The following is a 13,291-nucleotide window of genomic DNA, read 5'->3' on the forward strand; positions in this document are numbered from 1 at the left end:
CAAAAAAGACAAACCGCAGTATGAGCGGTTTGTCTTTTTCTTTTATGCATCCAAATGTTCACCATTCGTCGCAATCACTTGTTTATACCAATCGAAGCTTTTCTTTTTCTTTCTATCTAATGTACCGTTTCCTTCATTATCACGGTCGACATAAATGAAGCCGTAGCGTTTTTTCATTTCAGCCGTAGATGCGCTGACAAGATCAATTGGGCCCCAGCTTGTATAACCGATCAGGTCTACTCCGTCTGCGATGGCTTCTCTCGCCTCTCGCAAATGGCTTCTGAGGTAATCAATTCGGTAATCGTCTTGAATGGATCCGTCTTCTTCTACTTGATCGACAGCACCCAATCCATTTTCTACGATAAACAATGGCTTTTGGTAGCGGTCATACAGCTGATTCAGTGTTGTACGAAGTCCTTTCGGATCAATTTGCCAGCCCCAATCACTTGCTTCTAGATAAGGGTTTTTCACACCTTCAAATAGGTTACCACCAGTAACTTGTTCAAGGACCTTTGGATCCGTACTGGTCACAAAACTCATATAATAACTGAAGCCAATATAGTCAACTGTATGGTTTCTTAAAATGTCTTCGTCCCCGTCTTGGAACTCAATGTTGATGTTATTTTCCAGGAAATAACGTTTCATGTAACCTGGGTAGTAGCCTCTTGCCTGTACATCTGAGAAGAACAATGTTTTACGGTCTTGCTCAATTGCAGCAAACATATCCTCTGGTCTTGAGCTGTACGGGTATGTGGTCATCGCTGCAATCATACAGCCAATTTTTGCATCTGGAATGATTTCATGTCCTGCTTTAACAGCCAGAGCACTTGCAACAAATTGGTGATGCGCTGCTTGATATTGAATGCTTTTCTCGTCTTCTCCTTCTTCAAATACAAGCCCGCCACCAGTGAAAGGTGCATGTAACACGACATTGATTTCATTGAAGGTCATCCAATATTTCACTTTATCTTTAAAGCGAGTGAACAATGTTTTAGCGTATGTTTCATAAAGATCCACAAGCTTACGGTTTCTCCATCCACCGTAGTTTTTCACAAGTGCAAGCGGCATTTCATAGTGAGAGATCGTAACAACTGGCTCAATTCCATGCTTATGCAGTTCATCAAATACTTTTTCATAAAAAGCGAGACCTGCTTCATTCGGTTCCGCATCGTCGCCATTTGGGAAAATACGCGGCCAAGATATGGATAGTCTGAAGCTCTTGAATCCCATTTCTGCAAAGAGTGCAATATCTTCTTTATAGCGATGGTAGAAATCGATGGCATCATGATATAAGTTAAGGTCTTTCATTGATTCATCGAATGGGTGCATAATACCATTTGGCGATACATCAGCTGTCGATAAGCCTTTTCCATCTTTATTATATGCGCCTTCAATTTGGTTGGCTGCAACAGCACCGCCCCATAAGAAACCTTTAGGAAATGTTTTTTCTAACTTGTTCATGTTGAATACCCTCCTCTTTTTCTTCTACACTGACTGTAAGCAGTGTCTCTTTCACTGTAATCGCTCCATCTGTTTTCGCATCAACTTGAGCATAATCATTTGTGTTGGTCACAATAACAGGAGTGGTCACATCATAGCCTTCTTGCTGAATACCCTTGATATCAAATTCAACGAGCACATCCCCTGCTTGTACAAGATCACCGGACTGCACATGACTTGTGAAATACTTTCCGTCAAGTTTTACCGTGTCAATCCCGACATGAATAAGAAGTTCTGTGCCTTGGTCACTCTTCAAGCCAATGGCATGTTTTGTGTGGAAAATGGTTTCAACCTTGCCGTTGAACGGTGCAACAACGCGTCCAACAGTTGGTACAATGGCTGCACCTTTACCCATGATTTCATTAGAGAATGTTGCATCATTTACTTGATTGAGTGGCTTTAGCTGACCTTCAAGCGGGCTTTGTACCACTTCATTTTGAAGTGCTTCTGTGTCTTTCTTTTCTTCTGATTTGTCTGCTTTTGTATCTTCTTTTACTGGTACATCTTTGAAGCCTAGAACAAGTGTCATGATCGTTGCTACAACAAATCCGATGACTAAACCGATGATTGAGTAGACAAATGTTGGTCCAATGAATGTTGGGAGACCTGGGAGGCCTGCTGATCCAGATATCACATATGATTTTACTTTAAAGATCGACATGAACACGCCGCCTGCTGCTGCACCAATGAGGGCTGCAAGGAACGGTTTTTTCAATCGCATGTTCACACCATACATAGCAGGTTCAGTAATACCCATTAAGGCTGTGATACTTGTAGACATCGCCAATGATTTGAATGTTTTGTTTTTTGATCTTAAGAAGACACCGAATGCTGCGCCTGCTTGTGCCATATTCGCTACAAACATCATTGGAAGAATAAAGTCAAAACCGTTTAACGTAATGTTGTTAATCATGATTGGAAGCAGTGCATAGTGCATGCCCGTAATGATCAATGGTGACATGAATCCGCCTATCAAGAGCCCTGCCAAAATACCTGCATGTTTAAACAATAAATCAATTCCACCTGAAAGACCATTTCCGATAATCCCACCAAGCGGTCCAACCGCGATGAGCATAACTGGTACAACGACAAGAAGTGTGACTGTTGGAACAAGGATGATCTTTAATGATTTTGGACTATATTTTTCTGCGAATCTTTCAACATATGAGCCGAGCCAAATGGTAAGTAGAATTGGAATCACCGATGAAGAGTACACAACGGCAACCACTGGCAAGCCTAGAAATTCTGTATTTCCTGCGCCCAGTAAAGCGGTTAACTGCGGGTGCAGTGCTGCTGCTGCAATGGCAGCTGCGATATACTGATTTGTACCAATTTTTTTGGCTACGCTTACAGCAAGTAGAATCGGTAAGAAGTAAAAGGCTCCATCTCCGATAGCTGTTAAAATCGCATACGTGCTGCTTTTATCTGATATCCACTGAAATGTGAGCATCAGTGCCAAAATCCCTTTGATCATACCGGCTCCAGCGATGGCTGGGAGAATTGGTGTGAAGACACCAGAGATAAAATCGAAAAGCTTTGATATCACATTTTGTTTTGATGCTTCTTCTGTACCGCTTGATTTTACATCTGTTGATAACCCAGAGTCAGCAATCATTGCTTGATAGACGTTTGATACATCGTTACCGATAATGACATGGTATTGACCGCCGCTTTGATTCACGCCCATGACGCCGTCTGTTGATTGCAGCTTTTCTTTATCTGCCTTGCTTTCATCGTATAAGTTGAAGCGAAGTCTTGTCATACAATGTGTGACTTGCTTAACATTTTTTTCACCGCCGACAAGTTCTAGCACTTCTTTTGCTGTTTGTTTGTGGTTCATTGTGTTACCCTCCAATCGTTGATTTCATCTTGATATAGAAAAAACCTAAACATCCATTAATGTCCGAGAAATAGTGATTCAGACATTAATCGATATTTAGGTTTTGCCTGCTTAACCAGTAACAATCCTTCATAGCGATTGATCGTTATTTAATTTTTATAAGTCTTTAGATATAAAAAAACCTAAATCATGCCTTATCAAAGATAGGGACAATGATTTAGGTTTTGCCTGCTTGACCAGTAACAATCCTAAAAGATTGTGGGTTATTTAGTTTATAGTTATAAATTATCATGTTAATTTTGTGATGTCAACGCTTTCTTTTTGAATTTATTTTCTTTTTATTACTCTGTCTATATGCAAAGTTAAATATAACATTTCATCTTCTATGAGACTTCGGTTGTATTCTTTTTGAACATACTCGTTAATTTTTTCTGCGCATTGAAAAGCTGCAGTGTTTTTCTCTTTTACCACTTCATACAGAAACTCATTTTGATTTTCCATTTGAGTTTCGTTAAACAGACGCTGCCCAAAAAACTTCAAATGCGTCACAAAACGGAAATAATTTAATGATTCCTCGTCTAAATCAATTTGAAAGTGATACTTAACGATGTTTAAAATATCTTGAATGAGTTTGGTGATTTGAATAACATTTGGCATTTCCTCATTGAGCTCTGCATTGACAATATGCATGGCAATAAAGCCCGCTTCATCCTCAGGAAGATGGATGCTCAGCTTGTCCTCAATGATCCGAATAGCTTCTAAACCACATCTGAACTCATCTTTATACAGCCGTTTGATTTCCCAGAGCAAGGCATTTTTGATGTCCATTCCTTTTTGATGACGTTCTATGGCAAAGGTGATATGATCCGTCAGCGTCACATAGATGCTGTCATTTAGATTTTTGTTAAGGGTTGTTCTCGCATGCTCAATAATCGCCTCACACACTTGCATATACTCGATTGGAATATCATAAAGCAGGGTTTTGAATTTTTCTGATATATCTTTATTTTGAATAGAAAATACCTTCTCGATTCGTTCTTCGTCAATCGGGTCTCCACTTTTCTTTTGAAACGCGATCCCTCTGCCCATAATGACCAGCTCATGCTGCTCGTCATCATACGCACTGACAACATTATTATTAATTACTTTCGAAATGATCAATTGATACCCCCCAGTACATTCCGCTTTTTCGAGCATTTTATCGTTGATTGATATGTCATGTTATTATTATTTTCAAAAAAGAGGACTTTAAGATGATTTTACATTTTTTTTTGATCCGGTCAACTAGAAAGAATGACATATTACCTCTCAAAAATGACGAAATAGGGGCAAAAAAGTCTAAAAACATACACAAAAACACTCTATAAAGAGTGTTTAAAGTGTGTTTTTTACAAAATCAGGAGCAGTCCCAATTATAGACAACATTCTCGAAATTTTTTCGTTTGAGGTCTTCTGGTTTGATAAAGAAGTTGGCAATACCGCAATCTCCCCACATCAAATCTACTTCATCATCTGAGTCAATTTGTAATAACAAAACAGTATGTTCTTGATCTACATAGGTACGCGGATCTTCTTGTGTAAACCCTGGATACCCGCCCAATTTGTGACCAAAGCCACTCTCTGTTTCATAGAATTCATCCAACAGGGTATCTGCTTCATCACCATTAACACCATCTGCATCTTCAAATAGGTTCCAGCTGTTCTTTCCTGTGACTTTTTCAAAACGGAAATCTCCTACACTGATCGTTTCGCTTGCTAATTCACCTGTAATTGCGCCTTCCTTCGTAACGGGAAAATAAAAATCGTCTGGAATTTTCACAAAAGAAAAATCGGTCAATAACTCTTCTTCTGCTAAGAAAGGTTCTTCAATAAATTTGATCCGGAAATCTTTTTGTTCTGTTTTATGGTCAATATTCATTCCATAAAGATCATCATGCACAGAAATAAAGACTTGCAAAAGTCCTGTTTCTGGATAATCTTTCAGCTTCGGAAGCTGGCCGAAATTAATTTGTGCCAAAAGTTTCATAGGATGCCCTTCGCCATCAACCGGATATTCGTCGTTTTTGGGGAAGTAAGGATCTCCAGCTATTTTGCTGTCGTATGGTCCTGTTTTTCCTTGTTTCATCTGTAATTGAATCATTGGTTTTTCCGTTTTATCTAACAACGGACGGTAGGGTGCAAGTATTTCTTTCAGCTTCGCTGATTGTGTCACGATGATCTTCCTCCTTATGAATAGGTCTAATGACAAAACTAGTCTCTCTTTTTCTATCATACAGAAGTGTATCCTGCCTGTCAGCGATAAAACGGTCATAATTCTAACAAGTTTCTCACCTTGAAATGATAAAAAAACCTCCAATTCAGCTGGAGGTTTTGTCGTTCTTTTATTTCACTTGATAGTTCACTAAGTCGTTTGCCAATGATTTCATTGTTTCGTTTGTTTCATGAAGACCTTCAATAATTTTTGTAAAAGTGCCAACAAGTTCTGCCTGATGCTCAGAGGAAGCGACAATTTGCGCAATTTCTTCTTCCATTCCTTTGATCGATCCCTGCACATCTTTTAGGGCTGTTTCAATATCAGTTGTCGCCTGTTTCGCGTGAGTTGACAGCTTTCTCACTTCTGTTGCGACCACTCCAAAGCCTGCTCCTGCTTCTCCCACTCTTGCAGCTTCTATTGATGCGTTAAGTCCAAGTAAGTTCGTTTGATCAGAGATACCTTTAATGAGATTAGACACTTGATTGATTTTAGAGGAATTTTCGACAGTGGTTTTCGTATTTTGTAGAATTTGTTCACTTGTCGCTTGTAGTTCCTCTGAATGTGCGGCAACCTGCTGTACCATTGCGACTAGTTTTTCGGAAGCCTCGTTGCTCTCCGTCATGATGTGCTCTAATCGTTGTTGATTGGTTTGGTCATAGGCCACACAGAAGGCAGCAACCACTTGACCTGATTCATCAGTAATTGGAACGGCTACGATATCCATTGGAATCCCGTATACTTCTTTCGGAATTTGGATAAACGATGGTTCTCTCCCATTTTTCAGCATCGCAAAGTTTTGGAATCCAGGATCTACTGTATCACCAGCTTTAAATCCTAAATCAATATTCCCATGTTGCTGATAATAAAGAACCTTCTCTTTCCCTAAAACAGAAAAGGTTAGCTGTTCTCTCATAGCAAGTCCAATGATTGGTAAAGCGTCTATTATGTTATCGATTCTCTGTGACATTCGCTTACGTTCATCCTCTCTTTTTCTCAGTACATCTTCTTTATCGGTTCGTTATATGATCTATTACAGCCTGTAATGTGTACTAATATCAATCAAATGACCTAAGACATATAAAAAGCCCACATTCTATCTAGTGAATGTGGGTGTTTTTTAAAAAAAGTAAATGCATATAAAGACACTGATACCGATGAGAAAAAGATACATGTAGTCAATCCATGAGGTGCTGATGATATGATAATACGTTCGCTCTCTCGTCCCTGTGAAGCCCCTGGCTTCCATCGCAATCGCTAAGCGCTCTGATTTTCGTACACCTTGTGTAAAAAGGGGTAATGCATAACGCATAAAGGCTTTCCAGCTGTTTTTTTGCTTGTAGCCTCTGATTTTATGTGCAGCCTTCATTTGTTTTAATTCACTTTGAAATAACGGAATAAACCGGAAGCCGGCAAGCATCCCATACGCCCATTTTGGGGACATTCGGCATTGGTGAATCAGACTCATCATAAATGCCGTCAAATCTGTTGTGGACGTAAAAAGGAGACCAAATGTCACAAATCCAAGCATTCTGAAAGCGATGGTGAGACCATTTCTTAAACTCTCCTCCGTGATATGAAACCACGCCCACTTCCAAACAGTATGATCCCCCTTGCCGAATGCCGCCATCATCCAAAAGACGAGAATAAAAAAGAGCAGATAAGGGACAAGCCTTGTGATGAGATACTTCATATTCCATCCACCTAAAACAAGTCCAATGCCAAGAGCAAACAGCCAGATGATAAAGGTTGTTTTAGGATCAGATATCGCCATGAGGCAGCCCATCGCAAGCAGGTGAGCGAGTAATTTCATGACTGGATTCACAGTAGAAAGAAAGGAATGATTACTTTGCAATTGTCAGCACATCCTTTCTTTCTGCCACATAGCGATAATGTAAGGGAGCTCTCAGCTGATAAGCATCGACAAGTTCCTGATTTGAAAATAGATCATAAGGGGGACCATCATATACATGCTTGCCTTGATGAAAAAGAAGCACTTGATCGGCACATTCATCGACAAGCTCCATATCATGTGTAACCATCACAATGGTCGTGCCTTGGCGCTGCCGTTCTTTTAAACGCCTCATTAATTCCTTCGCTGTTTTTTCATCCTGACCGAAAGTCGGTTCATCTAACAGCAATACATCTTGATCAAAAAGGAGCATCGTGGCAACACTCAATCTTCTTTTTTGCCCTAAACTTAAGGTGAAGGGATGTGCTTTTGCATGCTTCTCTAAACCGAACTCTTTCAGCAGCTGGGCCGTTTTTTCTTGTACGACTGATTCTGGCCAGTTGCGCTGTCTGCCGCCAAAAGCAATTTCATCGAATACTGTGTCTTGTATAAATTGAAGCTCCGGATTTTGAAACACAAAGCCTGCTTTTTCATAGAGTAGTCGGTCAGACCATTTTTTAAGGTCTGTTTCTTTTAAGAAAATATGACCTTTTTTAGCTGGCTCTAAGCGGATCAAATGTTTGAGAAACGTACTTTTTCCGCTCCCATTTTCTCCAATAATCGCCACCCAATCTCCTGCTTTGATATCAAGCTGAAGGTTACTCATAATCCTTTTTTTCCCGTAGCTTAATTGAAGATTTTCTGTACGAATCATTGTCTCTCGTTCGATTGACGGCACTTTTTCATGCTGCGCTTTTCTTGCTTCATAGGTTTGCATAAAGGTTTGACTCAGTGGATGAAATGGATCTTGAATAATCGTGGACCATTTCTCGGGAAATAATTTTGGCCGCCAAATTCCTGCCTCTTTCATTTCTTCCTCATATGTCACGAGCACATCTTTTGGAGCTCCATCTGCTAAAATGCTGCCTTGATCATCTAATAAAATCACCCGATCCATCCATTCGATGACTCCGTCAAGCACATGCTCTACAAAAATCATGGTTTGCTGCTGATCGGCTGCAAGCTGCTGCAGCAGTTGAAATATGTCCATTCTACCTGCCGGGTCAAGCTGTGCGGTTGGTTCATCAAAGAATAGAACATCCGGCTGTAATGCTAGTAAACAAGCAAGTGCCAATCGCTGCTTCATGCCGCCAGATAAAGTGTGAATCTCTGTATGCGGATCGACATCCAGTTGGACTTTTTGCATGAGCTGCTGAATGATGTCATCCATCTCTTCACGTGGGACGGAACGATTCTCTAAGCTAAAGGCAATTTCTTCATTGACGCGGTGCATACAAAACTGAGAGTCTGGATCTTGAAACATGACGCCTGTATGTCTTTGTAACACCACTTCGCCCTGCATGTCAGCTTCCACATGCTCTGGAATGATTCCAGCCAGAACCGAAATGAGCGTGGATTTCCCGCTTCCGCTCGGTCCTAAAATAAGCACCTTTTCCCCTTTTTGAATCGTAAGAGAGATTTGATGCAAAACTGGCTTAGGCTGTTCATAAAAACGGACAGTCAGATCATTGCACGCGAGAAATGAATTCATGCTGTTCACCTTTATTTCGTTTTTCTTTCATGATGGCATATTGATTGAGTACACCAGTTTTGGATAGTGCGTCCACCACCACTTTCGCAAGGCATCCGCCAAGTATCATTCCACTAATGATTTGAGTCACAAGCGTCATAAGTAAAACTTGAGGCGTATAATATCCGAAGCCATTTGCCACGAGACTGTACGCCATCGCTCCGATAGCGGCAAAGGCACCAGACAGCATCAGTGTCCACATGCGGTATCGTTTATACCCAAAAAGAGCGAAGGCGATTTCTGCCCCAAGCCCTTGGCATACACCAATCAGCAGAGCTGAAAGTCCGAAGTGGCTGCCTGTCAATAATTCCACAGCCGCGGCAGCTGTTTCCGCAATCAGGGCAGCCCCCGGCTTTTGAATGATATACGCAACGATTGGACTGGCAATGACCCATATTCCAAACATGATATTGCCTCCTGCTGGGCCAACAAGTGCTGTAATCGGTAAGTAAAGTGTGGACCATCCTAAATAGATCACACCGCACGCAACGGATAAAATCACGGCAAGGACGACTTCTTTCATCTTCCATGTCATGATGTATGCACCTCCAGTTGAACTGGCCACTCTTCAACAGTAAAGGCCATTTCCCAAAACTTGTACTCGAGCTGGCAGCTTAAGATAAAATGCTGTTTCATTTTTTCCTTTTCCTTCTCACTTGCTGCTTCTGCCAATTGATCGAGCCGTTTGCAAAGCTCACCTGTGACAGAATCGGTTAACCCTCCATAAAACGTGATCCATTCATAAAACGGATGTGACAGGTCTGGCTGCACATCTGTGAGCATTCGTTTCCCTATTTCCCAATATGTCCAAGGACATGGAAGCAGGACAGCGATGATTTCACCAAGCGTACCTTCCTGTGCGACTTGCAGCATGTGATGAATATAGTGATGAGCACTCGGAGCCAAAGAAGCACCTTGGAGCTCATCATATGCTACTCCTGCCACTCGGCAAAGGTTTTGATGAGGGTGCGTTTCACTATCTAGTACAAACGCAATCTGCTGATGAAAAAACGCAATATCCTCTCTGTCTGTACATTTGCTGAGCGCTGCTGCATAAATTTTAATGAATGCTTGTAAGTATTCTGCATCCTGTTTGACATAATGAATGATCTGTTCCTTTTCCAGCTTTCCTGCTGCCAGGCCTCTAACGAACGGATGCTGATAAATGGCTTCAAATAACGGTTCTGCTTCTTTCCTTAATTGCGTAGAAAATGTCATAAAAAAAGCCTCCTCTTCTTCAGTTGAATAAATGAAAAAGCCACCCCAAATGGAGCGGCCTTCTTATCGATTCAATCATGAATAAGACAAGGTCCAGCTCCACTTCCCTCCGCTAGTACGAACTAGATCAGGTTCAAAGGGTCCAAGATTTTCTCTTGTCTCAGTCATACATGACTCCCCTAGTGGACTTTTGTCATTTAATTATCTTTACTCTACACATGTGGCGATTTGATGTCAACCGCCTTCTTAATTCAACGTTCTGATTGTTGGCAGTTTCTCGATCCCTGCAGCATAGTAGAAATTCAACACACTGAAGAAATCAATCGGCTTTCCTGTTTTTAAATCTACAGCTAAAATATGATCACCGTAATTTGTCATATCATCAATATCTAAGCGTCTTGGTGTTGTCTTCCCAAGTGTATCAACAAAGCTACTATGGTAGTACTGCCCGCTAGCAAACGATGATTCATGATACATAAATAAAGTCTCCACATCTAAGTAGACGAGAATGGCCTCTGAGGAACTTGCGTATGGAGCAGAGTACGACACTGGTGCCGAAATACTTTTCACCTTCACACTGTCAACAGAATGAGTTCTCTGTTCATATTTTCCATCATATGAGAAGTAAAATACACGCTCCCATTTATAATCGGCGGTCTTAGATTGTTTGTTATACACTTTTGTACCATTTGCGAAAACATCCCCATTGGCATACGTAGCGACAAAGTATTGCAATGTTGATGACAGGGATTCAGCACCTGTGAAATTTGGTGGGTTTTTGGCATTTACCTGTAATGTATATGAGTCTCCAAAGTCTCCACCACTGGTAATACCAAACGCATAATCACCCGCTGGTAAATTGCTTAACGCAAGCAGACTGCCTGCCGGTTGAATAAGATCCGTTGGGTAGGCTTGTCCTGTTTCATAATCAACAACAAACAATTGAACGAAATAATCAGCATTTGGAGAGGTAATCCTACTGATAAGTGCCTGAGGGGACGATGTACTTAAGAACCATAAATCAACTGGATCTTCCTCGTTTAAAACTGCCGATTGATTAATAGCTAGCCCATCAATAGAGTGAACGGCAGACGTCCGCATTTTTCCATCTGCAGCCGCTTTTCGTTTAATACTTATTCCCTTTTTCTTATCTACTTTAAATGATTTTTTTACTTGCTTCTGTTGAACCGCAGTTCCTTTATCCTGCTTTTCAAACGACTCTTGCACTTGCTGAATCGCTTTTTCTGTCAGGAGTGATTGTTTCCCACTTGATTTTGGTGCTTCTTCTGCTTTTAATGCTGGTGAAAACAAACCTGTTGCGACGAGTAAAACAGACAGTAAAGCTGCAGTGATTTTGACATAAAATGCTCTCACAGGAACATCCCCTTTTCCTCATTTGGGTTTTTTACCCTGTTATAATTTTACCATTATTCCAATCATTGTTTTGGTCTTTTTTGGGACATTTTTATAACAAAAAAACCAGCCGCATCAGTAACGGCTGGTTTTTGATCGTTTTATGCAATAGTTTTAACAAACAAACGTGCTGTTTCTGCACTTGATCCTGGGTTTTGTCCAGTAATGATTTGTCCGTCAACGACAGCAAATGGCGCAAAGGCATCTCCTTTTTCAAACGCTGCCCCCTGCTCACGAAGTTTTGTTTCCAATAAAAATGGAACCTTTGATGTCAGCTGCACGGCTTCCTCTTCTTCGTTGGTGAAGCCTGTGATTTTTTTGCCTTCGATAAATGATTTGCCATTTTCGTCCTTCACATCAACGAATGCTGAAACACCATGACAAACGGCTCCGATCGAACCATTTTTATCTGAAACCGCTAAGATCGCATCCGCTACCAATTGATTAGACGCAAAGTCGATCATAGGACCGTGTCCCCCAGCAAAGAAAATGCCGTCATAATCAGTTGGATTCACATCTGTAAGCGCCTTTGTGTCTTGAAGTAGTTCATACACATCTTGATATTGCGCTGGGACACCTTCAGGAATTGAATTTTTGTCAATTGGTACAGTGCCACCTTGAATAGAGACAATTTGTACTTCTAGTTCATTTTCTTTAAAAATATGAAATGGCTCTGCTAACTCTTCTAACCATAAGCCTGTTGGATGTCCATTCATTTCTGGGCTGCTTGTCGATACTAATAACACTTTCTTACTCATCTTGATCATCCTTTCGATTTATCCTGTGGTTATTTTATATTTTGCACAATTAAATATCAAGCAATATGACTTTGGGTCAGTTCTTTATGTTATACCCGATTTTCTAAAAAATATGGTATGACTCAAAATCTAATCAATATGTCACATTCTATTGGTAGGGAATTTCATGTAAAATTGTCATTGAGTGATATAATATGAGGAAAGATTGACAGATCTCTCGTGTCACATGAGGGGATTTTTAAAGGAGTGGAAAAAGAGATGAAAACCTATTCGATTGTGATGATCATCATCACGCTCTGTATTATATTGGCCGTCTTTTTGATGAACCTAACAGGGGTCATGTACGGAAAAATCATTTTGGCCGTTGCTGTTGCCCTTTGTCTGACATCCATTATTCGTTTGATGGGACTTCGAAAAAGATAAAAGCCGCCCTTTCTAGGGGCGGTTTTATTTAAGATTAGATCGCCAGCATCAGTGCAATTAATGCAAGAAGCGCTGGTACTCCTTGTTTGAGGATAATTGATTTATTGGATGTTACACCGCCAAATACTGCTGCGATGATCACACAAAGAATGAAAAATAGCTGAATCATATATCCAACGGTATTCGATCCAAGAATGAGTCCCCAAATGAGTCCTGCTGCTAAAAACCCGTTATAAAGCCCCTGATTAGCAAACATCACTTTGACATTTGGATCTTTTTGCAAGTGTTCTGGCAGCTTAAAAGATCTCTTCGCCATCTTTGATTCCATAAAAAACATTTCTAATAACATGATGACAATGTGTTCTAATGCGACAATTCCTACTAAAATCATTGCTAAAATATTCAA

At 40.6% G+C, this 13,291-nt stretch carries 13 protein-coding genes and 1 riboswitch; of the genes, 1 reads left to right on the forward strand and 12 read right to left on the reverse strand.

What is annotated here, in order from left to right:
* Positions 1-42: 42 nt before the first annotated feature.
* From bglH to QSJ46_RS04125, 11 genes are all read right to left on the reverse strand, one after another.
* On the reverse strand, positions 43-1,461 hold the full coding sequence (gene bglH / locus QSJ46_RS04075) for an aryl-phospho-beta-d-glucosidase (RefSeq protein WP_285604315.1): 1,419 nt from the start codon (positions 1,459-1,461) through the stop codon (positions 43-45).
* Entirely contained in the window at positions 1,433-3,340 is a 1,908-nt protein-coding gene (locus tag QSJ46_RS04080; protein WP_285604316.1) for a beta-glucoside-specific PTS transporter subunit IIABC, read from the reverse strand. Before QSJ46_RS04080 ends, bglH begins: the two co-directional genes overlap by 29 nt.
* 327 nt (positions 3,341-3,667) lie before the next feature.
* Positions 3,668-4,501, reverse strand: coding sequence for a BglG family transcription antiterminator LicT (licT, locus tag QSJ46_RS04085; protein WP_024423922.1), 834 nt, complete (start codon positions 4,499-4,501; stop codon positions 3,668-3,670).
* A 235-nt stretch (positions 4,502-4,736) separates the two neighbouring features.
* Positions 4,737-5,552: a YwqG family protein gene (locus tag QSJ46_RS04090; protein ID WP_212039759.1), complete on the reverse strand. Its 816-nt coding sequence runs from the start codon at positions 5,550-5,552 to the stop codon at positions 4,737-4,739.
* A 169-nt stretch (positions 5,553-5,721) separates the two neighbouring features.
* Entirely contained in the window at positions 5,722-6,561 is an 840-nt protein-coding gene (locus QSJ46_RS04095) for a methyl-accepting chemotaxis protein (RefSeq protein WP_039182599.1), read from the reverse strand.
* Between the two features lie 150 nt (positions 6,562-6,711).
* The gene (locus tag QSJ46_RS04100; RefSeq protein ID WP_285604317.1) at positions 6,712-7,446 is read right to left on the reverse strand and encodes an energy-coupling factor transporter transmembrane component T family protein; all 735 of its coding nucleotides are present in this window, start codon (positions 7,444-7,446) and stop codon (positions 6,712-6,714) included.
* Positions 7,436-9,034, reverse strand: coding sequence for an ABC transporter ATP-binding protein (locus tag QSJ46_RS04105; RefSeq protein WP_285604318.1), 1,599 nt, complete (start codon positions 9,032-9,034; stop codon positions 7,436-7,438). The genes QSJ46_RS04100 and QSJ46_RS04105 overlap by 11 nt, the downstream gene beginning before the upstream one ends.
* Positions 9,009-9,608, reverse strand: a complete 600-nt coding sequence (locus QSJ46_RS04110) for an ECF transporter S component (RefSeq protein WP_025093768.1) — start codon at positions 9,606-9,608, stop codon at positions 9,009-9,011. The genes QSJ46_RS04105 and QSJ46_RS04110 overlap by 26 nt, the downstream gene beginning before the upstream one ends.
* Complete coding sequence (tenA, locus tag QSJ46_RS04115; protein WP_047202913.1) at positions 9,605-10,291, reverse strand: thiaminase II; 687 nt, start codon at positions 10,289-10,291, stop codon at positions 9,605-9,607. The genes QSJ46_RS04110 and tenA overlap by 4 nt, the downstream gene beginning before the upstream one ends.
* A gap of 87 nt (positions 10,292-10,378) precedes the next feature.
* Positions 10,379-10,482: riboswitch (TPP riboswitch) on the reverse strand.
* 55 nt (positions 10,483-10,537) lie between these two features.
* Positions 10,538-11,665 carry a hypothetical protein gene (locus tag QSJ46_RS04120; protein ID WP_047202912.1) on the reverse strand — a complete coding sequence of 376 codons (1,128 nt, stop codon included), beginning with the start codon at positions 11,663-11,665 and terminating at the stop codon, positions 10,538-10,540.
* A gap of 140 nt (positions 11,666-11,805) precedes the next feature.
* Positions 11,806-12,462 (reverse strand): type 1 glutamine amidotransferase domain-containing protein, encoded by a 657-nt coding sequence (locus QSJ46_RS04125; RefSeq protein WP_285604319.1) that lies wholly within the window; start codon positions 12,460-12,462, stop codon positions 11,806-11,808.
* 258 nt (positions 12,463-12,720) lie between these two features.
* On the opposite strand from QSJ46_RS04125, the gene QSJ46_RS04130 reads away from it, so the two are divergent.
* A complete protein-coding gene (locus tag QSJ46_RS04130; RefSeq protein WP_003214630.1) occupies positions 12,721-12,885 on the forward strand; it encodes a hypothetical protein in 165 nt (54 codons plus the stop codon).
* Positions 12,886-12,919: 34 nt separating this feature from the next.
* Here the strand turns inward: QSJ46_RS04130 and QSJ46_RS04135 are convergent, their stop codons facing one another.
* Entirely contained in the window at positions 12,920-13,291 is a 372-nt protein-coding gene (locus tag QSJ46_RS04135) for a DUF1304 domain-containing protein (RefSeq protein ID WP_285604320.1), read from the reverse strand.

Origin of the sequence: Bacillus sp. YKCMOAS1 (assembly GCF_030268125.1) — a bacterium.
GTDB lineage: Bacteria > Bacillota > Bacilli > Bacillales > Bacillaceae > Bacillus > Bacillus safensis.